Below are 26,079 nucleotides of genomic sequence, written 5' to 3'. Positions count from 1 at the left end.
TTCAGCCCAGCGTCTTCTTGTAACGGCCTTCGATCATGCGGTTCCAGCCCAGCATGATGACGAGGTTGGCCGCCAGCAGAATCAACGCGATGGCTGCACCCAGCGGCCAATTCAGTTCGTTCAGGTATTCGTCGTAGATGAGCGTGGCGACCATCTTCACGCGGCGCCCGCCCAGCAGCCCCGGAATGGCGAATGAGCTGGCCGCCAGGCCGAACACGATCAGGCTGCCCGACAGAATGCCCGGCATGACCTGTGGCAGCACCACGCGGCGCAGGGTGGTGAAGTGCGATGCGGACAATGACAGCGCGGCGTTTTCCACCCAAGGGTCGAGCTTTTGCAGCGAGGTCCACACTGGGATCACCATGAACGGCAGCATCACGTGCACCAGCGCAATCACGACGGCCGTCTCGTTGTACAGCAGCTTGACCGAGCCGATGCCAACGGCCTTGAACGCGGCGTTGATCAGGCCTTCGGGCCCGAGCAGCATGCTCCAGCCGAATGCGCGCACCACGACCGAGATCAGCAGCGGCGCCAGAATGACGAGCAGAAAAATCGAGCGCCAGGGTTTGCGCATCCGGCTCAGGATGTAGGCTTCGGGCGCGCCGATCAGGATGCACACCAGCGTCACAAGTGCCGAGACGCGCAGCGTGCGCCAGAAGATCTCGTAGTAGTACGGGTCTTGCACCACGTGCAGGTAGTGCACGAACGTGAAGGTGCCCGCAATCGGGCCCTTGTCGGCATCAAACGCGTTGAACGACAGGATCACGCTCAGCGCGAGCGGCACGAACAGCATTACGGCAAAGAGCGCCAGCGCCGGGCCGGTCATGCTCCATGGCACCCAGGTCGGTCTGCGGCTCATGCTGCGTTCCCCTCGGTACCAATCACGCGGACATAGCGGTCCTGCCAATCCACGCCGACGGTCTGGCCCACTTCGCGCGGGGCATCGCCATCGTTGACGGCGGATACCAGCATTGCGCCGAGCGGCGTGTCGACGGTGTACATCCACTGGTTGCCGAGGAAGAAGCGTTCGGTCACGCGGCCTTCGCAGCGGCCGGTGCCGTTGGCGGTGCACGTCATCTTTTCGGGGCGCAGCGCCAGCACGACCTTGCTGCCCGCCGGCGTGCCCGGCGGCAGCGCCAGTTGCACGGAACCGACCGATGCACGAAGTTCGCCATCGGCGCCCGACACCACCGCGGCATGCAGCAGATTGGCCTTGCCGACAAAGGTGGAGATGAACGCATTGCGCGGATGCTCATACACCGCCAGCGGCGTATCCACTTGGGTGATGCGGCCCGCTTCCATGACGACCACGCGATCGCTGATCGACATGGCTTCGGCCTGATCGTGGGTGACCATGATGGTGGTCGTGCCGACCTTGCGCTGGATCTCGCGCAGCTCGAACTGCATCTCTTCGCGCAGCTTGGCGTCCAGGTTCGACAGCGGCTCGTCCAGCAGCAGCACTGGCGGCTTGATGACCAGCGCCCGCGCCAGGGCCACGCGCTGGCGCTGGCCGCCCGAGAGTTCGCGCGGGTAGCGATCAACGTGCTTGTCCAGATGCACGAGCGCCAGCGTCTGCATGGCGCGCTCGCGGCGCTCTGCTGCGGGGCACTTGCGCATCTCCAGCCCGAATTCCACGTTCTCGCGCACAGTCATGTGCGGAAACAGCGCGTAGGTCTGGAACACGATCCCCAGGCCGCGCGCGTTGGCCTTGGCACGGGTGATGTCCTTGCCGTCCAGCTCGATCGAGCCTTCGGTCACCTCCGCGAAGCCCGCAATCATCTGCAGGGTCGTGGTCTTGCCGCAGCCCGACGGGCCCAGCAGCGAGACGAACTCGCCCTTGTGCACGTTCAGGTTGAAGTCCTGAACGACCCGCAGGTCGCCGTACTGCTTGGAGACATGGTTGAGGCGCAGAAAACTCATCGGTCATCCTTTGCGACTTGGGGGCGTCGCCAGACGCTTCTGTTTGAACAATATGGCTATGCTATTGCAACACCTGTGCCAAAACATCGTTCCAGCCTAGGTGTATACGCTGTAGTTGGAATATTTCTCATATTTATTCCACTGAACGGAATACAATCGATCAACCGAATTCAGTCCATTCCAGCTTTATGTCTGTAGATTCCGAAGACGATGCGCATCAGCGCAGCGCCATGCACCGCACCTTCCAGATCCTGCGCACCATGGCGGAGCAGCAGCACCAAGGTGTGCGCGTCACCTACCTGGCAAAGACCCTGGGAATGACGCCCGCCACCACGCACCGCCTGCTGCAGGGGCTGACGCAAGAAGGCATGGTCGAGCAGGATCAGCAGAACAAGCTGTACCGGCTGAGCCTGGACCTGTTCTGCCTGGCGGCCCAGGCCGGCGCGGTAAACGACTTGCGCTCGGTCGCGCGGCCAGCCTTGCTGCGGCTGAACGCCAGCCTGGGCGACACGGTCCTGCTGCTGGTGCGCTCGGGCTTTGATGCGGTGTGCCTGGATCGCGTGGAAGGCCAATATCCGATTCGCACCTTCACGGGTGATGTGGGCGGCCGGATTGAACTCGGTGTGGGCCAGGGCGCGCTGGTGATCCTGGCGCACCTGCCAGATGCCGAGCAGGAGGAGGTGCTGCGCTACAACCTGCCGCGCATCCGGCACTACAGCGTGTACGACGAGGTCTATCTGCGCTCCGAGGTCAGGAAGGCGCGCGAACTCGGCTACAGCGCCAAGACGGACGGGCTGCTTGAAGGCATGGCCGGCATTGCCGTGCCGGTGTTCGATCGCAACGGCAACGTCGTCGCCGCGCTTTCCGTGGGGACGCTTGCCAACCGCCTGAGCGCCGAGCGCCTGCCCATCGTCTACGACATGCTGCTGCGCGAGGCCAATCGGCTGACCACGCAGATCAATCCGTTTGATCCGACGCTGCGCCGGCCCATGCAATCAATGGCCGTGAGCGACACCTATCGCGCCATCTGATCTGACCGGGCGATCTGCGAGCACGCGACCCGGGTTCAGCAGACGTTGCGGGTCGAGCGCCTGCTTGATGGTCTGCATCAATTGCAGCGCCACCGGCGCCTTGTAGTGCGGAAGGTGATCGCGCTTGAGCGAGCCGATGCCATGCTCGGCTGAGATCGAACCGCCAAATCGGTGGACGGACTGATATACCGCATCGCCAATCGCAGCCTCATGCGCGGCAACGAAGGCCGCGGCATCCGCCCCCGCCGGAGGCTGCACGTTGTAGTGCAGGTTTCCGTCGCCCAGGTGCCCGAAGTTGATGAGCCGCAGGCCCGGCGCCAGGGCCTGAAGTTGCGCATCGGTCTGCGCCACAAAGTCGGGGATGCGCGAGATCGGCACCGAGACATCGTGTTTGATGTTGGGCCCTTCGGCCGCCTGGGCCAGCGTGATGCTCTCGCGGATGTGCCAGAGATCGTGCGCCTGCCGGATGTTCTCGGCGATGATCGCGTCGGTCACGATGCCGTCTTCCATCGCGGTTTCCAGCAGGTGTTCAAACTGTGCCCGGGCGTGCGCCTCCGATTCGCTGTCGGAGGCTTCCAGCAAGACGCACCACATCGTTTCGCGCCACATCGGCACGCGCAGATGCGGATAGTGCGTGTCGACCAGCTTCAGCCCCTCCTGGCTCATGACCTCAAAGCCTGTGAGCGCGGCAGACAGATGCCGGTGCGACAAGGCCAGCAACGCCGTGGCTGCTTGCAGCGAAGGCAGGGCTGCCCATGCCGTCAACTGCGCGGCCGGTTGCGGATACAGGCGCAGCGTGGCCGCCGTGATGATGCCCAGCGTTCCTTCGCTGCCGATGAACAGATTGCGCAGGTCATAGCCGGTGTTGTCCTTGCGCAGGCCTTGCAGGCTCTCCCAGATTTGCCCGTCGGCCAGAACAACTTCCAGCCCCAGGCACAGCTCGCGCGCATTGCCATAGCGCAGCACTTGCGTGCCGCCCGCGTTGGTCGCCAGGTTGCCGCCGATCGTGCAACTGCCCTCCGCGCCCAGGCTCAACGGGAGCAGCATGCCCGCCTCGCTTGCCACGTCCTGCAGCGATTGGAGTACGCAACCGGCGTCCACCGTCATCGTCATGTTGGCGGTGTCGATTGCCCGCACGGTCTGCATACGGCGCAGGCTCACGATGATCTGCTTGCCGCTGGCATCGGGCACCGAACCTTCCACCAGGCCCGTGTTGCCACCCTGCGGCACGATGGACGCACCCGCTTGCGAGCACGCGCGCACGACCGCGGCCACTTCCGCCGTGCTGCCCGGCCGCACCACGCACAGCGCCTTGCCGCGCACGCGTTGGCGCCAATCGGATTCGTATTCGGCGCAGTCATCGCCGGTCAGAACATGGGCAGGCCCCACGATGTCTCGCAAGGCCGGAATCAGATTGTCGGGTGTCATGGCAATGGCGATGAAGGTTGTCTTGTCTGAAGGGGAGCTGTCACCGCATGGCCAGCGTTACCGCCGTGGCCAGCCGCTGCACGGCCTGCTCGATTTGCGGCACCTCGGGCGCGGCAAACGACAAGCGCATGGTGTTGAGTTGCGCGTTGTCCGGGTAGAACGCCTTGCCCGGCACATAGAGCACCTGCTGCGACACCGCGGCATCAAAGAGTGCTTGCGGGTCGATCGACTGCGCGAACGTCGCCCAGACAAACATGCCGCCTGCCGGCGCCGCGCACTGCACATGGCCATCCAGCTGCGTGGCGATGCCTTGCACCAGGGCCTGCATGCGCCGTTGATACTCGATGCGGGCGCGCTGCACCGTGGCCGGGTAGCGGCCGCTTTCCAGATAGCGGGCCGCCATTATTTGCGCCAGCGGCGACGTGCACAGATCCACCGTCTGTTTGGCGATGGCGCACCGGCGCAGCAGGCTGCTGTCGGCCAGCATCCAGCCGATCCGCAGCGCGGGAGCGACGGACTTGGACAGGCTGGAGAGATACACCACCGGGTTCGTGCCGCCTCCGGCCAACCGGTCGCCCTCTGCCCGCAGCGTCGGGGGCATGGCAACAGCGTGGCCCTCAGGTGCATCAAAGCGCAGCTCGCCGTAGGGATCGTCTTCCACCACCCAGAAGCCATGGGTGCAGGCCAACTGCACGAGGGCTTCGCGCCGTTGTGCAGACAGCAGCGTGCCGCGCGGGTTGGAGAAATTCGGCACGGTGTAGAGCAGCTTGGGGCGCTGCGTGGCGGGCAACTGGTGCAGCAGGTCGGCCAGCGCATCGGTTTGCAGGCCGTGTTCGTCCATCGGCACGGGCACGATGCGGGCTTGCGCCAGGCGCAAGGCTTGCAGCGTGGCAGGGTAGGCGGGCACTTCCACCAGCACCGTATCCCCCGGCTCGATCAACGCACGCACCAGCAGGTCAAACGCTTGCTGCGAGCCCGTGGTCACCATCATCTGCTCGGCGCTGGCCTGGATGCCCCGTGCGCCCATCAGCGCTGCGAGCGCCGTGCGAAGAACGGGCAGTCCTTCCGTGGCGCCGTACTGCAGGGTTTGCGTATCGCTCGCCATGGCATGGGCGGCGGCGTGCGCCAGCCCTTCGGCATCGAACAGACTGGGCGACGGATACCCGCCCGCCAGCGAGATCATTCCCGGCTGGCTGAGGTACGGAAACAGTTCGCGGATGGGCGAGCCGGCAGGGTTCGCAAACGGGGCGGCAAAGCCCGGCATGGCGGCTGGTGTGGGCAGGCCGGTCATGCGGCGTCCACGACGGGCGTGCCGCGCAGCACGGCGCGCACCTGATCGATCGAGCGCTGCTGCGCCGCTTCGTACAACGCGATTTCGTCGTGTACGGGTGCACCCAACGCAGCCTCAAACGCTTGCTGTGCGGCGTGGGCTTGATACTGCTTCTGCTCCTCGCCGCCCAGGTTGGACTGGAAGATGCCCGCCGCGCTGACCGGCAAGAAATCTTCATACGTGATGGGATCGGCTTGCACCCAGCCGTTGGCCAGAAGTTCATCCAATGACGCATCGGCCGCCGCTGCGCTGTCGGCGTGTGCCTGGCCGGATGGCGTGAGGGTGTAGCGATAGAACGCCAGCCCTTGTGCACGCAGTGCGTCATGGCTGTCGGGAAAGGCGCGGAACGCCTGGGCCAGCCGACTTCCGTAGTTGGGCGCCGCACTGCCGGCATTGCCCATGCTGCGCACCTCGGCCAGCAGTTGGTCGTATAGCGTGCGGCCCTTGCGCGTCAGGGCCACGCCGCGCTGCTCGATTTCGCCAAAGCGCGCCGTGTGGGCGCCGGCATCGTCGGTAAAGCGCACAGCCTCCTGCAGCGCCTTGAAGCTGGTCTGGCGCAGCAGGATAGGGCAGTTGCGGCGCGGCGGACCTTCCACCACGTCCTTGGCGTCCATGCCACGTGTTGGCATGGCGGCCTGCGCGGCGTCGATGTCGAGCGTGCGCGGCGTCAGATGGTTGATGTGGGGGCCGCGGAAGCACACCACGTCGGCCACCAGGCGGTGGGCGGCTTGCAGCGCACGATACGTCTGGGCATCGACCGTGGCGGTGCTGTGCCAGCGGAAGGTCTCCAGCGCCTCGCGCACAAAGGCGTCGGCATCTGTGCTGACCAGGCCGCCGTCGGCCTCGCATTGGGCAATCAATTGCAGCACGCGCGGCGTAAAGATCTGGCGGCGCGCCAGGATGGCAGCGGCCTTGTCACGCAGTGCGGCGTCGGCAATCAGCTCAAGCCGCAGCAGCGACGTGAACACGCGAAACGGATTGGCCAGCAACGCGGCATCGCCCACCGGGCGGAACGCCGTCGAATGCACGGGCACGCCAGCCACCGACAGATCGTAGTAACCCACCGGCTCCATGCCCATGACGGCAAACAGCCGGCGCAGCGTGGCAAGCTCGGCTGCCGTGCCGACGCGGATGGCGCCGTGGCGCTCGACGTCCAGCCGCTCCAGTTCGCCCGACTGCGCCATCTGCGCGCGCAGCGCGGGCTGGGCGTCCAGCGTGCGAGCGTTGATGTCGGATACCAGCTCGACCAGAGTGCCGTATTGGGGCACTTCTTCGCGGTACATGGCGGACATGGCGCGCGAAAAGCGAGAGCGGATTTCGTTGGCGTGGATGAAGTTCGATGCCGAGGGTTGATGCGCGGTGCTCATGACTGAATGGGGTTTGGCAGGGACGAGGCCATGCTAGGTTGGCCAAGGAACGCCGGTCAAACGATAATCCGGCCTTAGGTCATTCCAAACTAGAATGACTAAGCCACTTCCGCACCGTACACTTCCCGCCCATGTTCCTGTCCCGCCGCTTTCTACCGCCGATGTCCCTGCTCTGCGCGTTCGAGGCTGCTGCGCGCCACCAGAGCTTCACGGCCGCCGCCGCTGAACTGCATCTGACGCAAAGTGCCGTCAGCCGCCAGATCCGCGCGCTGGAAGATCGCCTGGGCGCTGAGCTGTTCCTGCGTGAACGCCAGACCGTGCGCCTGAGCGCGGCGGGTCAGGCGTATGCGGAGGAAATTCGCGGTGCGTTGATGCGTATCTCCAGCGCCACGGTCGGGTTTCGAGCCAATCCGCAGGGCGGCAGCTTGAATCTGGCCATCCTGCCGACGTTCGGCACCCGTTGGCTGGCACCGCGCCTGCCGGCGTTTTTCGACGAGCACCCCGGTATCACCATCAATCTGACGACGCGGCTGTCGCAGTTCGACTTTCAACTGGAAGCGGTGGACGCGGCCATCCATTTCGGTACGCCGCATTGGCCGGGAGCGGAACTGGCCTTGCTGATGAACGAAACCGTCGTGCCTGCTTGCAGCCCGGCGCTGCTGGCCCGCTACGATTTTGCGCAGCCGCGCGATCTGCTGCGTGCGCCGCTGTTGCACCTGGCCTCCCGCCCCGATGCTTGGCCGCGTTGGCTGGCCAGCCATCAGGTGACGGGGGCAGAACCCCAGGGCATGCTGTTCGACCAATTTGCCACGGCCGCGCAAGCTGCCGTTGCGGGCCTGGGCGTGGCGTTACTGCCGCGTTTTCTGATCACTCACGAGCTGCAGCAGGGCGACCTGGTGCAGGCGTTGCCGCATGTGCCCGAGATGGAGAGCGCGGAGCGTTACTACCTCGCCTGGCCCATGAGTCGCGCTGACTACCCGCCGCTGCAAGCGCTGCGGACATGGCTGGTGAAAGCGGCGCAGGATTTCATGATCACGCAGCCTGCAAGGTAAGGCGCCGCGCTTTCGCAAGTGCACAGAGCAAGCAGAACGCGCGCGTTCGGCACCAAACCAACGGTGGCGAAGCAGTGCATGACTCGCCCATCGGGGTTCTGTAAAGTTCGCAGATCGAATTTGTCGGATCGGGCCAGCGGTGCTCAAAACCCGGTCGACGCAAAACAAAGCTGACGTTATCTCTCGCCCATGTCCATCCAACACGCATTGCTGACATCCCTGCTGGAAAAGCCCTCGTCGGGCTACGAGCTTGCCCGACGCTTTGACAAGTCGATGGGCTATTTCTGGAGCGCCACGCATCAGCAGATCTACCGTGAGCTTGGCCGCATGGCCGAAGCCGGCTGGGTGAGCGTGGAAGAAGAGGAAGACAGCCGCAAGAAGACGTACACCGTGCTGCCGCCGGGCCAGGCCGAACTCGCCCGCTGGGTGCTGGAGCCGACCGTGTCGTCGGACAACCGTGAGGAAGTGCTGGTGAAGCTGCGCGCCGAGGCGGTGATTGGCCCGCTCGGTTTTGCCGACGAGATGCAGCGCCTGATCGAGCAGCACCGCACGCGCCTGAACACTTTCCGCGAGATCGAGCAGCGCGATTTTTCGCGGTCTGATCTCACACGTGCGCAGCAGTTGCAGCACGCGGTGCTTCAGCGCGGCATCGTGTACGAAGAAGGCTGGCTCGCGTGGGCAGACGATGTGCTGCCGTTGCTGGAGCCAGCCTCAGTCACCGCTTAAAACTCAAACCGTCGCCTTGCTACCGGCCGGAGCGCGCAGCGCTTCGATGTTGTTCAGGCGACGGCGCGCCACCTCGAACTCCTCGGCAAAGCGCTTGACGAGTTCTGCTGCCGGTACCACGCGCTTGACCGCGCCCACACCCTGGCCGGCGCCCCAGATGTCCTTCCATGCCTTGGCCTTGGCACCGCCGCCAGAGCCGAAGTTCATCTTGCTCGGGTCTGATTCCGGCAGCGCGTCTGGGTCCAGGCCGGCGCCTTCGATGCTCTTGCGCAGGTAGTTGCCGTGCACGCCGGTGAACAGGTTCGTGTAGACGATATCGCTGGCGGTGCTTTCCACAATCGCTTGCTTGTAGCCCTCGATCGCGTTGGCTTCTTCGGTGGCGATGAACGCCGATCCGACGTAGGCCAGGTCCGCACCAGCTGCCAATGCTGCCAGGATCGCATTGCCGTTGGCGATGGCGCCCGACAGCAGCAGCGGGCCGTCAAACCATTCGCGAATTTCGTGGATCAGGGCAAACGGCGAGGTGGTGCCCGCATGGCCGCCCGCGCCCGCCGCCACGGCAATCAGGCCATCCGCGCCTTTCTCGATCGCCTTCTTGGCAAACTTATTGTTGATGACGTCGTGCAGCACGATGCCGCCGTAGCTGTGCACCGCCTGGTTCACATCTTCACGCGCGCCCAGCGAGGTGATGACGATGGGCACCTTGTACTTCACGCACAGCTCCAGGTCGTGCTCCAGGCGGTCGTTCGACTTGTGCACGATCTGGTTGACGGCAAACGGTGCCGACGGCTTGTCGGGATGCTGCGCGTCGTATTCGGCCAGCTCCGTGGTGATGCGCTGCAGCCAGGTCTCCAGCAGCTCGGCCGGCCGCGCATTGAGCGCCGGGAACGAGCCAACCACGCCCGCCTTGCACTGCGCGATCACGAGGTCGGGGTTGGAAATGATGAACAGCGGCGAGCCCACCACGGGCACGGACAGGCGGTTTTGCAGGATCGGGGGCAGCGACATGGCAGTCTCCGTTGGTCTTGGTATGGAATTCGGAATTGGGGGGATGGGTATTCAGGCGCCAGCCTTGAGCAGGCCGATCTTGTCGCCCAGCTTGGCGCCCATGGCCGCGCCGAGTGCCTGCAAGCCAGTGGCCGGGCGGACCATGACTTCAAACTCGACGATCTTGCCTGCAGCGTTGAAGCGCACCATGTCGATGCCCTTGAGGGCCTTGCCGCTCACGTTGGCGCTGAATTCGAGTACCACGCTGGCGCCATCGTCGGTGGCGAAGCTGCGGTGGTATTTGAAGTCTTCAAAGACGGTGTTGACGGTGCGCAGCACCAGCGTGGTTGCCGTGCGGCCCGGGTAAGGCGTATGCGCCACGGGTGAGCGGAAGACCACGTCGTCGGCAAACAGCCGGTCGAGATCGTCCATGTTGCCGCTGTCGAGCATGGCATGCCAGGCCTCGAGCGTGGCTTGCGCGGGGGCGTTCAATGTCTGGGGAATCGGCTGCGGCATGCTGGCTCCTGAGCAGAAAGTGCAACGGATTGCATCAACGTGGGATGCAACATAGCACAGCCGTGTTTTTCTATGCAACAAGTTGCATAGTGTGGCTATTCGACTTCAGACAGGATCAGCCGGCATCGTGATCTGGGTGCTGGGCACGCACCACGATGACGGTGCGGTGCGACAGGCGTGCCGTGCGCTCGGCCACGCTGCCCAGCAGAAGGCGCGCGAGCCCGTGCTTGCCGTGCGAGCCCACCACGATGGTGTCGGCCTGCCAACGCTCGGCCTCGTGCTCGAGCGCGTGGCCGATGTCGTCGTCGGTGGAGTCGAGCATCAGCACACCGGTTTCAGCAGCGGTGCCGTCAGCGTCGAACAGGCGCTGCAATTCGACCAGCGATGCGCTGGCCGTGCGGTGTGCCTCTTCGCGCAATTTGTCGATGCTGTAGATTTCGCGCGACTCCGGCATGGCCGGCGATCCGATCGCCCAGACGACCCGGACCCGGCCGTTGAATGCGCGGGCCAGGGCAGCGGCTTCCTCCACCGCCAGGTGGGCTTCATGGGTGCCGTCAAAAGCGGCAAGAATGCGTTGATGCATGGGGCGCTCCGCAGAATCGGAATTTGAATGCCTCACTGTAGCAGCGCAGGTGGGCGATGCTGCACCCGGATGTGGCCGGGTTGCGCCGCATCAAACGGGCGCCGTCGTGCGCGCGGGGTGCGCCAGCAGCAAGTCGAGCAGCCCTTGCGCCGCCACCGACAGGCTGCGCCCGTCGCGCCGGATGACATACAGCGTGCGCACGAGCCCAGGCAGCGGCAGCGGCCGCACTACCAGCTCCGGCAACCGGAACTGGAACAGCGCCAGCGCAGGAATGACGGTGATGCCCAGGTTGGCCGCCACCAGCGCGGCCGCGGTGGCCAGGTGTTCGACTTCCATGCCGCTGCGCAGCTTGGTCGGGTGCAGCGCCGCATCGAGGTATTGCCGGATGCTCGTGTTGCGTGCGAGGTGGATGAACGGCGTATCGACGAGGTCGCCCACGGCCAGCGCCTGCTTGCGCGCGAGCGGGTGATCCTGGTGACAGACGAGATGGAAATCGTCGGTGCAGAACGGTTGGGCGGCCAGACCCGCCATGTCGGCGCCCATGGCCGCGATGGCGAAGTCCGCCGCGCCGCGCCGGACCATGTCGATGCACGGGTCCGACAGTTGATCGTGCAGCGCCAGTTGAATGCCCGGATGCTGCGCAGAGAACGCGGCCAGCACGCCTGGCAGAATGCCCGCCGCGATTGATGGCAACGCGGCCACCGTTACGCGCCCGGTGCGTGCCGCGGCGCGATCGCGCAACTCCGAGAACGTCGCCTCGAAATCGGCCAGCAGGCGCAGCGCCGATTCGGCAAAGGCTTCGCCCTCGGGGGTCAGTTCAACATGGCGCGTATTGCGGTCGAACAGGCGCACGCCGGCGTCGGCCTCCAGGTTCTGGATCAGCGCGCTGAAGGCCGATTGCGACAAGTGGCACGTCTGTGCCGCCTGCGTGAAGTTCTTGTGTTCGCGCAGCGCGGCAAAGGCGCGGAGCTGCTTGACGGAGAGGTTCATGGCGATGCCGGGCGTGGTGCGCCAGCTTAGCCTGGAATCTCCAGCGTGAGCAGCGCGCTTGCGAGCGACTTGCCATGCGCATCCAGCGCCAGGGATCGCGTCACGCCGCCGGCCAGGGCGCTGTGGAGCACGAAGTTGAGCGCGCCAAGCTGCGGTAGCACGTAGCGCTCGACATCGCCGCGGACGAGTTCAGCGAAATGCGCGCGCACGCGCTCGGCCGTCACGTGCTGCTCAAGCATGGCAAAGTCTTCCGCGCATTCCGGACGAAGCGCGATGACGGAGATGCACGAGATGTCGCCCTTGTCGCCGGCGCGGGTGTGGGCGAGGTCGCGGAGGGTGCGGGGCATGTCAGCTCTCCAGAATGTGCACGGCGTGCGGGGCGAGTTCAGCGGGAATCAACGTCGATGCGACGGCGATGATCTCGCGCGCGCTCTTGGTCGCGCCGCCGCCGCCGGACGGGCCGCACGTCAGCAGGGTTTCCACTTCGTTGCCGATGCGCACGGCTTCGGCCATCGATTCGGTGCGCGCGGCCACGCGCACGCGCACTTCATACGGTTCGGCACCGGTGCGAGAAAGGGCAGCGCCGTGCAGTGCATCCACGCCGATCAGCTCGAAGCGCGTCTCCGTCATCTGCACGCCTGTGAGCGCCAATCGCTCGCGCACGATGTCGAGCGCCAGCTTGCCGCGGGCCACCGCGTTTGGGCCGGCATAGCTGATCTGGCCCTCGCCGATATAGCTGTCGAGATAGCCGATTGAGACTTTTAACTGGCCCGTGCGCGGGGTGCCGGTGGCGCCTTCAATGACGACGCGGTCTTTGCCGCTGCCGTGCATGCGCACGTTGGAGAAGTCCGCCACCACGTCAGGTGTCAGGTACCGCGCAGGGTCGTGAATCTCGTACAGCAACTGCTCCTTGCACGTGGCTTCGGTGACAAGGCCACCGGCCGTGGCGACCTTGGTGATGAGCACCGAGCCGTCTTCACCGACTTCGCCAACGGGGAAGCCCAGACGTGCGAGATCGGGTACGTCCTTGATGCCGGGGTCGGCAAAGTAGCCGCCCGTGATTTGCCCCGCGCATTCGAGCAGATGCCCCGCAAGCGTGCCGCAGCCCAGGCGATGCCAATCGTCCATGCGCCATCCAAACGCATGAATGAGCGGCCCGAGCGCAAGCGCCGGATCGGCCACGCGCCCGGTGATGACGACGTCCGCGCCTTGCGCCAGCGCATCGACAATGCCCTGCGCGCCGAGGTACGCATTGGCCGACACCATGCGTGCCTGCAGCGATGCGACTGGCGCGCCGTCATCCATCAGCGTGAAGTCCTGGCCGCGGGCCTGCAGCAGGTCGAACACGTCGTCGCCGGTCACAGCCGCCACGCGCAGCTTGAGGCCCAGTTCGCGGGCGATGTCGCGCGTGCGCTCGGCAGCTGCCTGCGGGTTTGCCGCACCCATGTTGGTGACGATGCGAATGCCGCGTGCCGCGCATGCCGGCAGCACGGCGCGCATGCGCGCTTCCAGCAGCGGGTCGTAGCCGTGCGATGGGTCTTTGCGGAGCACCTGCTGCGCGAGCGCGATGGTGCGCTCGGCTAGGCATTCGAACATCAGCACGTCGATGTCGCCGTGCTCTGCCAGTTCCAGCGCGGGTTCGATGCGGTCGCCCGAATAACCGGCGCCGCCGCCGATGCGGAGTGTCTTCAACTCGGTTTTCATGCCATCACCACGGAAGCACGCCCAGCACCACGGCCACTGCGGTCATCAACAGCGAGGCACCGAACAGGAAGGGGATCGAGAATTTCTGGTGGTCTGCCAACTCGATACCGCACAGGCCGACCACGAGAAAGGTCGCCGGTGTGAGCGGGCTGACCGGGAAGCCGGTGGTCATCTGACCAAGTACGGCGGCCTGCGCCACATGCACGGGCGCGACGCCCAGCATCTTTGATGCTTCGGCCACGACGGGCAGCACACCGAAGTAGAACGAATCCGGATCAAACAGCAGCGACAGCGGCATCGACAGCACGCCCAGCATCACCGGAATGTGGTGCGCCATGCCGGGCGGAATGAAATCGACCGCCGTCTTGGCCATTGCCGTGAGCATGCCCGACTTGCTCATGATGCCGGTGAATACGCCCGCCGCCAGCAGAATGCTCGCCATCATCAGGGCAGCCTTGGCGTGAGCGTCCACACGCTGGCGTTGCTGATCGACGTTCGGGTAGTTGATCAGCAGCGCAGCGACCACGCCCAGCATGAACATCACCACCGGATCGACCTTACCGCTCACCATCACGCCCATCACGACGACGGTGAGGAGGAGGTTGATCCAGAAATTGCGTGGGCGGCGCAGCGCTTGTTCCGCATCTGAGAGCGGGCGTGCGACGACTTGCGCGCCACCAGCGTGGTTGGCGAGGCCCAGGCGTTTTTCTTCACGCTTGCCCAGCAGCCATGCGCAGGCAAACACGAAGATGAGCCCCGCAATCTGCACCGGGATCAGCGGGTTGAAGATGTCCGTGACGGGCATATGCAGTGACGCGGAAGCGCGGATCATCGGCCCGGTCCACGGCAGGAAGTTCACGCCGCACGCCATCGACGTCACGCACGCGAGGATGCGGCGGTCCATGCCGAGCCGGTCGTACAGCGGCAGCATGGCGGGAATGGTGATCAGAAACGCTACCGCGCCTGAGCCATCCAGGTGAATCAGCAGGGCCAGCAGCGCCGAGCCCACCACGATGCGCGGCGGGCGGCTGCCCACGGTGCGCAGGATGCGGTCGATGATCGGGTCCAGCATGCCGGCGTCGGTCACGATGCCGAAGTACAGGATGGCGAAGATGAACATCCCCGCCACGGGCGCGACGTCTTTGATGCCGCCGATGATGAACTTGCTGGTGTTGAGTCCGAAGCCGCCAACAAGCGCGGCGATGACGGGAATGGCGATGAGCGCGACCAACGGCGACATGCGTTTGGTCAGGATGACGACAAACAGCGCAACGATGGTCAGCAGCCCGAGTAGTGCGAGCATGGTCTCCTCCGAGTGAGGGGTCGATGGACCCTAGGATTCGGAATCCCTGTTGGCGGGATTTAGGAGCGACTGTAGAAGTTGGGGATCTGCCTGTGAAACAGAATATTTGGATCGATTGTGCGGATTCGCCGATGAGTGGTGCCGACGCCGCCCGCCAAATCCCGGCAGAATGTCTCGCATCCCAATCCAACCATCCAACGCCGGAGCCCCCGTGAGCGCTACCCCGACCGTCCTGATCCTGCCCGGCTGGCAGAACTCCGGCCCTGAGCATTGGCAATCGCGCTGGGAACGCCTGCATGGTGATCGCCGTGTTGAACAGCGCGACTGGTTTGTCCCCACGCGTGCGGATTGGATGGCCGCGCTGGAAGCTGAAGTCAGCGCGGCGCCTGGCGATGTCGTTCTGGTGGCGCACAGCCTGGGCTGCGTGCTGACGGCACATTGGGCGGCCACTTCCGCTCGCGCCGTGCGAGTGCGCGGGGCCTTGCTGGTTGCACCGCCCCAACTCGATCGCGCCGACATGCCGCCAGAGCTGGCTGACTTCCGGCCCATTCCGCAGCAGCGTTTGCCGTTTCCCGCTGTGCTCGTCTTCAGCACCGACGACCCGTTCAGTGACGCAGCCTGGAGCCACTGCCAAGCCGAAGCATGGGGTGCGGAGCCCGTCGACCTGGGCGCGCGCGGCCATATCAATGCCGAATCCGGCCTGGGCGATTGGCCGGAAGCCCGCGCCATCGTCACCAAGTGGATGAAAGACCTCATTTGACATCACGGGAAGGCGGGGCTTGACCCTGAAGTTTCTTCAGGGTTTTGAATGGAGGCATGAAACCCGATCTCGCCTCCACCTTGCCTGTCCACGACCACGCCAAGCCGGAAGCGTCCGGCTGTGGCGGTTGCTGCGGTCATGCACAACCGGTCGTAAGGGACGCCGCTCAACATGCGCATGATCACGGCCACGATCACGACGATCATGATCACGGCCACGCGCCCGAAGCCGCTGCTCCCGTCGATGCCAAAGCGCGCGCAGCCGCCACCGGCCGCACCGTCGTGCGCATCGAGCAGATGGATTGCCCGACTGAAGAGCGCATGATCCGCGCGAAGCTGGGCAGCGCGGAGGGCGTTGTCGCGCTGGATTTCAACTTGCTGGAGCGGCATCTCACCATCCATCACACCGTTGACGATGTGGCGCCCTTCCTGGAGGCGCTGCGTGCCATCGGCATGAACGGGGAGGTGCTTGAGCAGCGCGACCGCCTGGCAGCCGCAGGTGCTGAGCCGACCCGCATCTCGCGCCGCACGTGGCTGCTCGGTATCGGCGGCGTAACGGCGTTCGGGGCGGAGGCTATCGCTTGGTCGCTTGGCGATCACGCTTGGCCTGTGCTGGCGCTGGCGCTTGCCTCCATCGCATTGGCGGGTGGGCCCACGCTGCGCAAGGGCTGGATTGCCGTGCGCGCGCTCACGTTCAACATCAACTTCCTGATGGCGGTGGCCGTCATCGGCGCGCTGCTGATCGGCAAGTGGGCCGAAGCCGCCATGGTGATCTTCCTGTTTGCCGTGGCAGAAGCCATTGAAGCGCGCGCGCTGGTGCGTGCCCGCGATGCTGTGCGCGCACTCACCGCCATCGCTCCAGACACCGCAGAGTTGGCCGATGGCGCAGGCGGCTGGCGCGACGTGGCTGTCGACAGCGTTGCCGTCGGCGCGCGCCTGCGTGTGCGCACCGGCAGCCGCGTGCCGGTCGACGCGCGCATCGTGAGCGGCCGCGCCGCGCTGGACGAATCGCCCGTCACCGGCGAAAGCCTGCCGGTGGAAAAAGCCGTTGGAGACACCATCCTTGCCGGCACCATCGTGACCGATGGCGTGGTCGAAGCGCAGGCCACGGCGGTGGCTGCGGACAGCACGCTGGCGCGTATCGCCGGGGCCATCCAGCAAGCGCAATCGCAGCGCGCGCCTACACAGCGCTTTGTCGATAAGTTCTCTTCCATCTACACGCCCGCGATGATGTTGCTGGCGTTGGCGGTGGCCGTCATCGGCCCGCTGGTCACGGCCGACGGTTGGCTGGCGTGGACATATCGTGCGCTGGTGCTGCTGGTGATCGCCTGCCCGTGCGCGCTGGTGATCTCCACGCCGGTTACGGTCGTCAGCGGCCTGGCCGCTGCGGCGCGGCGCGGCATCGTCGTGAAGGGCGGCGTGTATCTGGAAAGCGGCCGGCGCCTGCGCGCGCTGGCGCTGGACAAGACCGGCACGCTCACCGCTGGCCGTCCGGTGCTGGATACGTTGATGCTGCCCGATGGCACACGCCGCGCCGTCGCAGAGCTGAACGCCGCAACCGACACCACGCAATTGCATGCGCTGGCAGTGGCCGCAGCGCTGGATGCCAACACCACGCACCCGATCGCCGTGGCCATCGTGCAGGCCGCTGCGGCGCACGGTGCAGTCGATGCGAATTCCGTGGAAGACCTGTCGGTGCTGCCGGGCCGTGGCGTGGCGGGCACGCTCAACGGTGTGCGATGGCATCTTGGCAACGCGGCGCTCGTCGCAGAGCGTGGCTTCGACACATCGGCCTGGCGTGCCGCCGCTGAGTCGTTGCAAGCGGTGGGCATGTCCGCCGTTACGCTGTGCGATGCGAACGGTGTCGTGGCACTGTTCGGCGTGCGTGATCGCGAGCGTGCCGAAAGCGCCGAGGCCATCGCCGCTTTGCGCGGACTGGACGTGACGCCTGTCATGCTCACCGGCGATGACCGCCGCGCCGCACAGGCCATCGCCAAGACGGTCGGCATCGACAAGGTGCACGCAGAGCAGCTTCCCGCCGACAAGCAACGCGTGGTGGGCGAGCTTGCCGCACAGCACGGCTTCGTCGGCATGGTGGGCGACGGCATCAACGATGCTCCGGCACTTGCGCGTGCCGATATCGGTTTCGCCATGGGCGCCGCCGGTACCGCCACCGCGCTGGAAGCGGCCGACGTGGCCATCATGGACGACGACCCGCGCAAGCTCGCCAGCTTCATCCGCATCAGCCGTCGCACGGTGGCCGTGCTGCGTCAGAACATTGTGCTGGCGCTGGGCATCAAGGCGGTGTTTCTGGCGCTGGCTGTGATGGGCGACGCCACGTTGTGGATGGCGATCTTCGCCGACGTGGGCGCGAGCCTGCTGGTGGTGTTCAACGGCCTGCGCGTGATGCGCACGCGCGCCTGAGTTGCCGGCGCGCGCGGGGCAACGCGATCAGCGCAAGCCGGTGATGCGCGCGTCTTTCGGGTAGGTGATCAGGTAATCGGCCGAAAAGCGCGCGCTTTCTCCGGCCGGGATCGTCTGCTCCCATGCGATCACGCCGGGGCGGCGTTCCCAGTTGCGCTTGGCGGGTTCTGGCGAGAAGGTGGAGCGCACCTTGATGTCGTCGGATTGGCTGACCGGCGTGGCTTCCAGGATCTGCACGTCGATCGCGTCACGGTGGCGGTTGCGCACCGTGTAGAGCGCGGCCAACTGGCGCTCGTTGCGGTTGTCGAGCAGGCCCACACTGCGCTGGAAGGTCTTCGGCGTTTCCACCACCACGTTTACGAGATCGTCGCGGCCGAAGGGCAGCGTGACCTTCTGGTCTTCGCCCGCCGGATTCCACTGTGTGCTGCCAACGACCGCGCCATCGCGGCGCAGTTGCATGTTGCCAGCGGGCCAGATGCCTTCCGGGCGGTCCACCGTTGCAACGAGGTACGCCGTGGTATCCATGCGCGGGGTGCTGCGTGCCGCCAGCTTGGCGGGCAGGGTTTCGCTGGCCAGCGTGAGGGTAATCTTCTGCGCGTCGGATGGAAGTTCGGCAGCGCCTGGCACATCGAACTCGGTGGCAAAGGCTGTCTGGACGGCGTTCACTTCGAATAGCGGCTCGCCGTCCGCCTCACGTTGCTCATTGTTCCGGCCGAATCTGGCCTTGGGTGCTGGCGCCATCGCCGCTGCAGGTGCGGCGGGGTAGGGCATCGCCCGCGGCGGCGGCTGAATATCCAACTGCCACGCGTACGGTTCCGGCCCGCGCGGCGTGTTGCGGGGCTGGCCCGTTGACAGGCGCAGATGCACGCCGCGCCAGTCTTCGCCGGTGGATTGCGCAAGCGTGGCTTGCCGCTCGACAACGACATTCGAGCGCACTGAATCCACACTCGCCTGATAGGCCGGCCGCCATCCCGCACGCGAGGTCTGATAGCTGATGCGCAACTCACCGCCGCGCGGTGCCGCCACCGCAACGCGCACCGTGCGCAGCGTGCTGGATGCCGAGCCGTGCGTGCGTTGCAGCGCGTCGAGCTGCGCCTTCAATTCAGCGTCGCGCTTCTTCAATTGTTCCTGGCGGGTAAAGACGTCTTGCGCGTTGCGTGCCAGCGCGTCGGTCGCGCGGCCCAGCGTGGAAAAATCGGTGGCCGGTGCGCGGCCATCGCCGCCCGTGCGTTCGCTCACGGCCTTCAGGTAGCTGGCTGACAGCGCATTCGCCTGGATCTGCACGCCAAGCGCGGCGCGTTGGTCTTCCAGCGTGCGGATTTGTGCGTCCAGCGCCGTTCTGGCGCAACCGCTGCCTTCGCTAGGAATGCTCTCCACGCGCACATCGCCCACGCGGATGCTGCTGTCGCTTTCCACACGCAGGCTGTCTGCGTCGAACGTCATCGGCAGGCAGGTCAGTTCTACGCTGCGGGCGCCTGCAGCCACCGTGGCCGTGCGCACGACGGTGGCGCTATCCGGATACAACGTGACATCGGTGATGCGCGAAGGCGTCGCTGCCTGCGCTGTGACAGCCGCGGCAGACGCGATCGCGCCAAGCGCCGTGCATGCCACGCGTTGTCGATGCTGGAATCGTGCTGCCGCAGCCGGTTTCGTCTTCATCCGCCTCACCCACGTGTCATGAAATGCGGCGAGTATCGCACGTCAAAGCGCACGTCAAAGTGACGCGCCCGGCATGGGAAAAGACCGCTCAGCGATGCACGCCGCGAATATGCCGGTGCGCGTGTTCGCCCTCGCCATGTTCATGGCTGTGGCCGTGATGATTGGCGGCGACGGGCTCTTCGTGCAGCGATTGCAGCACGCCGCACTCAGCCACCGAAGCGGCCGTCGTGCAGCGTTGACCGATCGCCTCGATCTGGCCCTTGAGATCGGTCAGCTCGGCGATGCGCGCTTCAACGTGACGCAGGTGTTCGTCCAGCAGGTTGTTGATCTCTTCGCACGACGCCTGCGGGTTGGCCTGCAATTCGAGCAGGCGGCGGATTTCTGTGTGCGCCATGTCGAGCGACCGGCACTTCGCAATGAAGGCTAGCAGCTCGACATGCTCGGGCGTGTAGACGCGGTAGTTGTTGGCGGCGCGCGCCGGCGGGGGCAACAGGCCCTGCGCTTCGTAGAAGCGGATGGTCTCGATGCTGATGCCCGTGCGCTGGGCGAGTTCGCCAATTTTCATACGCGTTGAAAAAAGAATCAGAAAACAGTCGGCTCCGCGGTGACCGCTTCAACGCCGGCGACTTTCAGGCAGGCGTCCATGCAGGCGCGGCAGGCCGTTGCGCAGGCGCTGCAATGGCCTTGGCCGTGATGATCGCATTCTTCGGCGCATTGGGAGCAGATCTCGGCGCAGTCTTCCAGAAGCAGTTCTGCGAATTCACTGTTGCGCTCCAGGAATTTGCGCGTGAGGGCGCAGTATTCCGCGCAATCCGTGCACACGCTGATGCAGCGGGCCATGGCTTCGGCGTGGCCATTCTTGCTGCATTCCGTCGCGCAATGAGTGCAAGCGGCCTCGCATGCCTGCAGCGCCTGGATCACACTGGCAAATCGCTTGGCATTCTCTTTCGCGGTCGGACGAGTGGTCATGTCGGTTCTCCTGTGGCAGTGGATGTGCACGCTGGCGCGCTTGGGAAGGGATGAGCCCGGGCAGGGCCCGAGACTCATCTCTCCAATTTAGCAACTCGCGCTCCACAGCGTGAGCCCGACTTGTGCGTTACACCGCTTGCGCCTCGCTTTTGCCGCTGCGCAGCATGCCGTTACCGGCGCGTGCGATCAGGCGATTCACGCCCCCCACCACGGCGCGAATCGATGCCGTTGTCAGGTTGGCATCCACGCCCACGCCGAATACGCTGCCCGCCACGCCCGACGCGGCCATTTCTGCAAACGCGATGGCATCGGCATTGGCGCCTTGGCCCAGCGCACGTTCCTCGTAGTGATGGATTGACAGGGGTGCCGTCAGCACGTGCGACAGCGCATGGACCAGCGCATCCAGCGGCCCGTTGCCGGTGCCTTCGCAGATGTGCTCGCGGTCGGCGATGTTGACCACCAGGCGGATATGCTGGCTGCCGTCGTCGCGCTCGGTCAGGCGGTGCGATACGTAGCCGATCGCGCCGTCGCCGCGCAGATAGGTCTGCTGGAACAGTGCCCAGATGTCGGCGCCCGTGGCTTCGCGGCCGCTTTCATCGGTCAGTTGTTGCACGGTGCTGCTGAATTCCACCTGCAGTCGGCGCGGCATGGCAACGCCATAGCCGGATTCCAGCAGATAGGCGATGCCGCCTTTGCCCGACTGGCTGTTCACGCGAATGATCGAGTCATACGTGCGGCCCACGTCGGCCGGGTCAATCGGCAGGTAGGGCATTTCCCACAACGCATCGGGCTTCTGCACCGCAAAGCCTTTCTTGATTGCGTCTTGGTGCGAGCCGGAGAACGCCGTGAACACCAGGTCGCCCACGTACGGGTGACGCGGATGCACCGGCAGTTGCGTGCAGTCTTCGCAGGTCCGTGCCACGTCATTGATGTGCGAGAAATCCAGCTCCGGATCCACGCCCTGCGAATACAGGTTCAACGCAAGCGTGACGAGATCCACGTTGCCGGTGCGCTCGCCATTGCCGAACAGGCAACCTTCCACGCGGTCCGCACCGGCCATCACGGCCAGTTCAGCCGCGGCCACGGCCGTGCCGCGGTCGTTGTGCGGATGCACGGACAGGATGATCGAATCGCGACGCGCCAGGTTGCGGTGCATCCATTCGATCTGGTCGGCGTAGATGTTTGGCGTGGCCATCTCCACCGTGGCCGGCAGGTTGAAGATGATCTTGTGCTCGGGCGTCGGCTCCCAGACTTCAGTCACCGCGTTGCAAACCTCCAGGGCGAAATCCAGTTCGGTGCCGCTGAAGACTTCGGGGCTGTATTGGTACGTCCACTGCGTCTCGGGCATCGTTTCCGCAATCTCGCGGATCAGCTTGGCGCTTTGCATGGCAATGCGCTTGACGCCCTCGCGGTCGGTGTTGAACACCGTGCGGCGAAACACCGGCGCAGTTGCGTTGTAGACGTGGATGATGGCGCGCTTGGCGCCCCGCAGCGATTCCATCGTGCGGCGGATGAGGTCTTCGCGCGCCTGCGTGAGCACTTCGATGGCCACGCCGTCGGGGATGTGTCCACCCTCGATCAGCTCGCGCACAAAATCAAAATCGGTTTGGGAGGCGGCGGGGAAAGCGGCTTCGATTTCCTTGAAGCCGATCTGCACGAGCATCTTGAACATGCGCATCTTGCGCTCGGCGTTCATGGGCTCGAACAGGGCCTGGTTGCCATCGCGCAAATCCGTGCTCATCCAGATGGGTGCACGGGTGATGGTCTTGTTGGGCCAGGTGCGATCGGCGAGGGCGATGGCGGGGAAGGGGCGGTATTTGGTGCCGGGGTTCTTCAACATGGTGTGTGCGTCCTGTGAGATCGAGATCGGTTTCTTACAACGGGGACGGCCGCGCGGGCAGCGTCCGGGGTGGCCGGAATCGGGTTTGGGATGTGGCGGCCAGACAGCCACGGGCGCGTGGTCTGGCAACCGATCGGTAGTCGTAGCGAAAGCGGGATCGAGGCAGGCATGAGAGGCTCCAACGATTCGGCGCACAGGCTGCGCCACACACAAGGCCCGTCGCCGGTTAGGGCACGGACCGGTCAAATACCGGAACGAGGGGGAAAGAGAGATCTACGCGCTTACACGCGTAGTAGAGAAGCGGATAGCAGACCGCGCACGCACGAGAGGGTGCGGGCAGGAGCGGTTGGGAGGGTGGTCTGCTGGAAGTGCATTTGCCGATAGTGATGGGGAAGGCGGGGTGTTGTCAAGTTGACGGGGGCGGATTCCGGACGGTTTTTTGGGGCAGATGAAACGCCGGATCCAGAGCCGACGAAAACGTGTGCTGCCCGCCAGAAGCCATGTGACGTGGGCGCCAGCAGAACCCATCCGAACCTGCTTTAATACACCCCGTCCATGCCGCCAGCCCGCTATATCAAAGGGTCTATAACGGCAAGACTCCCTCACGCCCCACAAGGAGAATCCCCCAATGGTCACGTTGAACATCAACGGCAAACCAGTGGAAGTTGATGCTGACCCGTCGACGCCGCTGCTCTGGGCGCTGCGCGACAACCTCGGTCTGACTGGCACGAAATTCGGTTGCGGTGTCGCTTCGTGCGGCGCCTGCACGGTGCATCTGAACGGCCAGCCCACGCGCAGTTGCGTGCTGCCGATCTCTGCGGTGGCCGGCCAGCAGATCACCACGTCTGAACACATCGCCGATGACAAGGTCGGCAAGGCCGTGCTCGAAGCCTGGGTCAAGCACGACGTGGCGCAATGCGGCTACTGCCAGAGCGGCCAGATGATGAGCGCGGTGGGTTTGCTGCGCACCAAGAAGAAGCCGACCGACGCCGATATCGACAGCGCAATGGCCGGCAACCTGTGCCGCTGCGCGACGTACCAACGCATTCGCGCGGCCATTCACGATGCAGCGAAATCGCTGGCCTGAGCCCCACCGGAGAATTCACGATGCGTATTCGAAATCTTGAAGCGCTGGCCGGTGGCGGCGCGCAACATCAACCGGCGTCTGCGGATGCCGGGTCGGCAACGTTTGATCGCCGCAGCTTTCTGAAACTCACGACGCTGGCCGGCAGCGGCCTGGCGCTGGGTGTGGCGCCGATGCTGGCCGGCGCGCAGGACGCCAAGGCCAAGCCGCCTTCGCCGCCGCAGGCGTTCATCATCATTTCGCCGGATAACACGGTCACCGTGGCGGTTAACCGGCTTGAGTTCGGTCAGGGCGTGCATACGGCATTGCCGATGGCGCTGGCTGAAGAACTCGACGTGGATTGGCGCAACGTGCGCGGCATGTTGGCGCCGGCGGGCGATCCGTACAAGGACCCGGGCTTCGGTATTCAGATGACGGGTGGCTCGACTGCGCTGAACCACTCGTTCCAGCAATACCGCGAGCTGGGCGCGCGTGCCCGGGCGATGTTGATCTCGGCGGCGGCTGAACGCTGGAAGGTCGATCCGTCGACATGCCGCACGGCCAATGGCGTGGTCACGTCGGGCAGCCACCGCGCCACGTATGGCGAACTGGCCCAGGCGGCGATGGCGCTGCCCGTGCCCGCGCAGGTCACGCTGAAGAACCCGTCGCAGTTCCGCATTGTCGGCAAGCCGACGCCACGTCTGGATGCACGCGCGAAGCTCGACAGCTCGCTCAAGTTTGGCCTCGATACGCGCCTGCCCAACATGAAGGTGGCCGTGCTGGCCCGCCCGCCGCGCTTTGGCGGCAAGGTGGCGAAGTACGACGTGGCTGCGGCCAAGTCGGTGAAGGGCGTGGTCGATGTGCTGCAGATCCCGACCGATCGTGGCGGCACAGGCGTGGCCGTCATTGCAGACGGGTACTGGCCCGCCAAGCAGGGCCGTGACGCGCTGCAAGCCACGTGGGAAGATGCCGGCTCGACGGTGTCGACGCCCGCGTTGATGGCGGAGTACAAGAAGCTCGCAGGTCAGCCCGGCACCGTGGCCAAAGCCGCGGACATGAGCGCCATCCAATCTGCCGCGACGCGCATCCAGGCCGATTACGAATTCCCGTATCTTGCGCACGCTCCAATGGAGCCGCTGAACTGCACGATCGATCTGCAGAAAGACGGCGGCAAGACCACGGGCGCAAAGGTGTGGGTCGGCTCGCAGTTCCAGACCATCGACCAGGGCGCGATCGCCAAGGTGCTCGGCGTATCGCCCGAGAAGATCGAGCTGAACACGATGATGGCGGGCGGCGGTTTTGGCCGGCGCGCAATCACCACGTCGGACTACGTAGTGGAAGCGGCCAACGTGGCGAAGGCCTATGCGGCGGCCGGGCACAACGGCCCCGTCAAGGTGATCTGGAGCCGCGAAGACGACATCCGCGGTGGCTACTACCGCCCGATGCATCTACACCGTGTCAACGTGGGCGTGGACAACAGCGGCAAGGTCGTCGGCTGGGACCACGTGATCGTCGGTCAGTCGATCCTCAAGGGCACGCCGTTCGAGGCCTTCATGGTCAAGAACGGTGTGGATGAAACCATGGTCGAGGGCGTGGTCGAAAACGACTACGGCTTCCCGATGCAGCTGACGGTGCACCATCCGGACGTGAACGTGCCGGTGCTGTGGTGGCGTTCCGTGGGCCACACGCATACGGCCTACGTGATGGAAACGATGGTCGACGAGGTGGCGCATGCCGCCAAGCAAGACCCCGTGGCCTTCCGCCTGGCGCGCTTTACCGGCAAAGAACACGAACGCCATCGTGCGGCGTTGCAACTCGCCGTCGACAAGTCCGGCTACGGCAAGCGCAAGCTGCCCAGGGGCCAGGCCTGGGGCGTGGCGGTGCATGCGTCGTTCGAATCGGTGGTGGCGTATGTGGTTGAGGTGTCGGTCGACCAGGGCAAGCCGCGTGTGCATCGCGTCACGGCCGGCGTGCATGCCAACCGTGTTGTCAACCCGATGGGCGCGGAAGCGCAGATCCAGGGTGCGTGCGTGTTCGGTCTGGCGATGATTCAACCGGGCTTTGCCATCGACATCGAAAACGGTGCCACCAAGAACAGCAACTTCACCGATTTCCCGCCCGTGCGCATGCCAGACGCGCCGCCGGTGAACGTGTTCTTCGTGCCGTCGGAAGACAACCCGACCGGCCTGGGCGAGCCCGGCACGCCACCGATTGCACCGGCGGTAGCCAACGCGTTGTTCACCCTCACCGGCAAGCGTCAGCGCAAGCTGCCGTTCGATACGGTGTGAGTGTCATCGTAGCGTGATGTGATGGAAGCCGGCATGCAGTCATGTGTGCCGGCTTTCTTGTTCTTGCAGCCTCGTATCTCCCAGTCTTGCGGACTGATTCTTGCGTCCGCGATTGCGTTGTTCACCCACCGGAGGAGCAT

23 protein-coding genes are annotated in these 26,079 nt (G+C 65.2%); 7 read left to right on the top strand and 16 right to left on the bottom strand.

The window, feature by feature from the left end:
• Nucleotide 1: 1 nt before the first annotated feature.
• Entirely contained in the window at nucleotides 2-859 is an 858-nt protein-coding gene (locus NKG59_RS19860) for an ABC transporter permease (RefSeq protein WP_253540228.1), read from the bottom strand.
• A complete protein-coding gene (locus tag NKG59_RS19855) occupies nucleotides 856-1,920 on the bottom strand; it encodes an ABC transporter ATP-binding protein (RefSeq protein ID WP_253540217.1) in 1,065 nt (354 codons plus the stop codon). The genes NKG59_RS19860 and NKG59_RS19855 overlap by 4 nt, the downstream gene beginning before the upstream one ends.
• A 188-nt stretch (nucleotides 1,921-2,108) precedes the next feature.
• Between NKG59_RS19855 and NKG59_RS19850 the strand changes: the two genes are divergently transcribed.
• Nucleotides 2,109-2,951: an IclR family transcriptional regulator gene (locus tag NKG59_RS19850; protein WP_252693873.1), complete on the top strand. Its 843-nt coding sequence runs from the start codon at nucleotides 2,109-2,111 to the stop codon at nucleotides 2,949-2,951.
• Here NKG59_RS19850 and NKG59_RS19845 read toward each other — a convergent pair.
• Genes NKG59_RS19845 through hglS form a run of 3 tightly spaced genes read right to left on the bottom strand, consistent with a single transcriptional unit; the run spans nucleotide 2,916 to nucleotide 7,076 of the window.
• The gene (locus NKG59_RS19845; protein WP_253540215.1) at nucleotides 2,916-4,379 is read right to left on the bottom strand and encodes an FAD-binding oxidoreductase; all 1,464 of its coding nucleotides are present in this window, start codon (nucleotides 4,377-4,379) and stop codon (nucleotides 2,916-2,918) included. The genes NKG59_RS19850 and NKG59_RS19845 overlap by 36 nt on opposite strands.
• 40 nt (nucleotides 4,380-4,419) lie before the next feature.
• Nucleotides 4,420-5,670: an aminotransferase-like domain-containing protein gene (locus NKG59_RS19840; protein WP_253540213.1), complete on the bottom strand. Its 1,251-nt coding sequence runs from the start codon at nucleotides 5,668-5,670 to the stop codon at nucleotides 4,420-4,422.
• Entirely contained in the window at nucleotides 5,667-7,076 is a 1,410-nt protein-coding gene (hglS, locus tag NKG59_RS19835; RefSeq protein ID WP_253540211.1) for a 2-oxoadipate dioxygenase/decarboxylase HglS, read from the bottom strand. Before hglS ends, NKG59_RS19840 begins: the two co-directional genes overlap by 4 nt.
• 131 nt (nucleotides 7,077-7,207) lie before the next feature.
• On the opposite strand from hglS, the gene NKG59_RS19830 reads away from it, so the two are divergent.
• Entirely contained in the window at nucleotides 7,208-8,128 is a 921-nt protein-coding gene (locus NKG59_RS19830; protein WP_045205819.1) for a LysR substrate-binding domain-containing protein, read from the top strand.
• A 189-nt stretch (nucleotides 8,129-8,317) separates the two neighbouring features.
• Entirely contained in the window at nucleotides 8,318-8,854 is a 537-nt protein-coding gene (locus NKG59_RS19825) for a PadR family transcriptional regulator (RefSeq protein ID WP_252693867.1), read from the top strand.
• 3 nt (nucleotides 8,855-8,857) lie between these two features.
• Here the strand turns inward: NKG59_RS19825 and NKG59_RS19820 are convergent, their stop codons facing one another.
• From NKG59_RS19820 to NKG59_RS19790, 7 genes are all read right to left on the bottom strand, one after another.
• A complete protein-coding gene (locus NKG59_RS19820; RefSeq protein WP_253540209.1) occupies nucleotides 8,858-9,862 on the bottom strand; it encodes an NAD(P)H-dependent flavin oxidoreductase in 1,005 nt (334 codons plus the stop codon).
• Between the two features lie 51 nt (nucleotides 9,863-9,913).
• Nucleotides 9,914-10,357, bottom strand: coding sequence for a nuclear transport factor 2 family protein (locus tag NKG59_RS19815; RefSeq protein ID WP_253540207.1), 444 nt, complete (start codon nucleotides 10,355-10,357; stop codon nucleotides 9,914-9,916).
• Nucleotides 10,358-10,472: 115 nt separating this feature from the next.
• Entirely contained in the window at nucleotides 10,473-10,940 is a 468-nt protein-coding gene (locus NKG59_RS19810; protein WP_253540203.1) for a universal stress protein, read from the bottom strand.
• A gap of 90 nt (nucleotides 10,941-11,030) precedes the next feature.
• A complete protein-coding gene (locus NKG59_RS19805) occupies nucleotides 11,031-11,930 on the bottom strand; it encodes a LysR family transcriptional regulator (RefSeq protein ID WP_024977532.1) in 900 nt (299 codons plus the stop codon).
• 26 nt (nucleotides 11,931-11,956) lie between these two features.
• Nucleotides 11,957-12,277 carry an AtuA-related protein gene (locus NKG59_RS19800; protein ID WP_253540200.1) on the bottom strand — a complete coding sequence of 107 codons (321 nt, stop codon included), beginning with the start codon at nucleotides 12,275-12,277 and terminating at the stop codon, nucleotides 11,957-11,959.
• Between the two features lies 1 nt (nucleotide 12,278).
• Nucleotides 12,279-13,634, bottom strand: a complete 1,356-nt coding sequence (locus NKG59_RS19795) for an acyclic terpene utilization AtuA family protein (RefSeq protein WP_253540197.1) — start codon at nucleotides 13,632-13,634, stop codon at nucleotides 12,279-12,281.
• 4 nt (nucleotides 13,635-13,638) lie between these two features.
• Nucleotides 13,639-14,937, bottom strand: coding sequence for a CitMHS family transporter (locus NKG59_RS19790; RefSeq protein ID WP_253540195.1), 1,299 nt, complete (start codon nucleotides 14,935-14,937; stop codon nucleotides 13,639-13,641).
• Nucleotides 14,938-15,148: 211 nt separating this feature from the next.
• Between NKG59_RS19790 and NKG59_RS19785 the strand changes: the two genes are divergently transcribed.
• Both NKG59_RS19785 and NKG59_RS19780 read left to right on the top strand, forming a co-directional pair.
• Nucleotides 15,149-15,697: an RBBP9/YdeN family alpha/beta hydrolase gene (locus NKG59_RS19785; protein WP_253540193.1), complete on the top strand. Its 549-nt coding sequence runs from the start codon at nucleotides 15,149-15,151 to the stop codon at nucleotides 15,695-15,697.
• A 56-nt stretch (nucleotides 15,698-15,753) separates the two neighbouring features.
• Nucleotides 15,754-18,120, top strand: a complete 2,367-nt coding sequence (locus NKG59_RS19780) for a heavy metal translocating P-type ATPase (protein WP_253540191.1) — start codon at nucleotides 15,754-15,756, stop codon at nucleotides 18,118-18,120.
• A gap of 27 nt (nucleotides 18,121-18,147) precedes the next feature.
• Here the strand turns inward: NKG59_RS19780 and NKG59_RS19775 are convergent, their stop codons facing one another.
• The 4 genes from NKG59_RS19775 to leuA form a co-directional block, all read right to left on the bottom strand.
• Nucleotides 18,148-19,779, bottom strand: coding sequence for a mucoidy inhibitor MuiA family protein (locus tag NKG59_RS19775; protein ID WP_253540190.1), 1,632 nt, complete (start codon nucleotides 19,777-19,779; stop codon nucleotides 18,148-18,150).
• An 88-nt stretch (nucleotides 19,780-19,867) separates the two neighbouring features.
• Nucleotides 19,868-20,344: a Cd(II)/Pb(II)-responsive transcriptional regulator gene (gene cadR, locus NKG59_RS19770; protein ID WP_045205831.1), complete on the bottom strand. Its 477-nt coding sequence runs from the start codon at nucleotides 20,342-20,344 to the stop codon at nucleotides 19,868-19,870.
• A gap of 17 nt (nucleotides 20,345-20,361) precedes the next feature.
• Complete coding sequence (locus NKG59_RS19765; RefSeq protein WP_045205832.1) at nucleotides 20,362-20,748, bottom strand: four-helix bundle copper-binding protein; 387 nt, start codon at nucleotides 20,746-20,748, stop codon at nucleotides 20,362-20,364.
• A 127-nt stretch (nucleotides 20,749-20,875) separates the two neighbouring features.
• Nucleotides 20,876-22,588 (bottom strand): 2-isopropylmalate synthase, encoded by a 1,713-nt coding sequence (leuA, locus tag NKG59_RS19760; RefSeq protein WP_253540186.1) that lies wholly within the window; start codon nucleotides 22,586-22,588, stop codon nucleotides 20,876-20,878.
• Nucleotides 22,589-23,216: 628 nt separating this feature from the next.
• On the opposite strand from leuA, the gene NKG59_RS19755 reads away from it, so the two are divergent.
• Together NKG59_RS19755 and NKG59_RS19750 are read left to right on the top strand one after the other, a co-directional pair.
• Entirely contained in the window at nucleotides 23,217-23,675 is a 459-nt protein-coding gene (locus NKG59_RS19755; protein ID WP_045205834.1) for a (2Fe-2S)-binding protein, read from the top strand.
• A gap of 20 nt (nucleotides 23,676-23,695) precedes the next feature.
• Nucleotides 23,696-25,939: a xanthine dehydrogenase family protein molybdopterin-binding subunit gene (locus tag NKG59_RS19750; protein ID WP_253540184.1), complete on the top strand. Its 2,244-nt coding sequence runs from the start codon at nucleotides 23,696-23,698 to the stop codon at nucleotides 25,937-25,939.
• The last annotated feature ends 140 nt before the right edge of the window (nucleotides 25,940-26,079 follow it).

It is taken from the genome of Ralstonia chuxiongensis, from assembly GCF_024158925.1.
GTDB lineage: Bacteria > Pseudomonadota > Gammaproteobacteria > Burkholderiales > Burkholderiaceae > Ralstonia > Ralstonia chuxiongensis.
Note: the sequence above shows the minus strand (reverse complement) of the source record. Positions and strands in the feature narration are given on the sequence as shown.

Bases quoted from the DNA above. Each gene is read 5' to 3' on its own strand.
- NKG59_RS19860 (WP_253540228.1), bottom strand. From the start codon at position 859: ATGAGCCGCAGACCGACCTGGGTGCCATGGAGCATGACCGGCCCGGCG.
- NKG59_RS19855 (WP_253540217.1), bottom strand. From the start codon at position 1,920: ATGAGTTTTCTGCGCCTCAACCATGTCTCCAAGCAGTACGGCGACCTG.
- NKG59_RS19850 (WP_252693873.1), top strand. From the start codon at position 2,109: ATGTCTGTAGATTCCGAAGACGATGCGCATCAGCGCAGCGCCATGCAC.
- NKG59_RS19845 (WP_253540215.1), bottom strand. From the start codon at position 4,379: ATGACACCCGACAATCTGATTCCGGCCTTGCGAGACATCGTGGGGCCT.
- NKG59_RS19840 (WP_253540213.1), bottom strand. From the start codon at position 5,670: ATGACCGGCCTGCCCACACCAGCCGCCATGCCGGGCTTTGCCGCCCCG.
- hglS (WP_253540211.1), bottom strand. From the start codon at position 7,076: ATGAGCACCGCGCATCAACCCTCGGCATCGAACTTCATCCACGCCAAC.
- NKG59_RS19830 (WP_045205819.1), top strand. From the start codon at position 7,208: ATGTTCCTGTCCCGCCGCTTTCTACCGCCGATGTCCCTGCTCTGCGCG.
- NKG59_RS19825 (WP_252693867.1), top strand. From the start codon at position 8,318: ATGTCCATCCAACACGCATTGCTGACATCCCTGCTGGAAAAGCCCTCG.
- NKG59_RS19820 (WP_253540209.1), bottom strand. From the start codon at position 9,862: ATGTCGCTGCCCCCGATCCTGCAAAACCGCCTGTCCGTGCCCGTGGTG.
- NKG59_RS19815 (WP_253540207.1), bottom strand. From the start codon at position 10,357: ATGCCGCAGCCGATTCCCCAGACATTGAACGCCCCCGCGCAAGCCACG.
- NKG59_RS19810 (WP_253540203.1), bottom strand. From the start codon at position 10,940: ATGCATCAACGCATTCTTGCCGCTTTTGACGGCACCCATGAAGCCCAC.
- NKG59_RS19805 (WP_024977532.1), bottom strand. From the start codon at position 11,930: ATGAACCTCTCCGTCAAGCAGCTCCGCGCCTTTGCCGCGCTGCGCGAA.
- NKG59_RS19800 (WP_253540200.1), bottom strand. From the start codon at position 12,277: ATGCCCCGCACCCTCCGCGACCTCGCCCACACCCGCGCCGGCGACAAG.
- NKG59_RS19795 (WP_253540197.1), bottom strand. From the start codon at position 13,634: ATGAAAACCGAGTTGAAGACACTCCGCATCGGCGGCGGCGCCGGTTAT.
- NKG59_RS19790 (WP_253540195.1), bottom strand. From the start codon at position 14,937: ATGCTCGCACTACTCGGGCTGCTGACCATCGTTGCGCTGTTTGTCGTC.
- NKG59_RS19780 (WP_253540191.1), top strand. From the start codon at position 15,754: ATGAAACCCGATCTCGCCTCCACCTTGCCTGTCCACGACCACGCCAAG.
- NKG59_RS19775 (WP_253540190.1), bottom strand. From the start codon at position 19,779: ATGAAGACGAAACCGGCTGCGGCAGCACGATTCCAGCATCGACAACGC.
- cadR (WP_045205831.1), bottom strand. From the start codon at position 20,344: ATGAAAATTGGCGAACTCGCCCAGCGCACGGGCATCAGCATCGAGACC.
- NKG59_RS19765 (WP_045205832.1), bottom strand. From the start codon at position 20,748: ATGACCACTCGTCCGACCGCGAAAGAGAATGCCAAGCGATTTGCCAGT.
- leuA (WP_253540186.1), bottom strand. From the start codon at position 22,588: ATGTTGAAGAACCCCGGCACCAAATACCGCCCCTTCCCCGCCATCGCC.
- NKG59_RS19755 (WP_045205834.1), top strand. From the start codon at position 23,217: ATGGTCACGTTGAACATCAACGGCAAACCAGTGGAAGTTGATGCTGAC.
- NKG59_RS19750 (WP_253540184.1), top strand. From the start codon at position 23,696: ATGCGTATTCGAAATCTTGAAGCGCTGGCCGGTGGCGGCGCGCAACAT.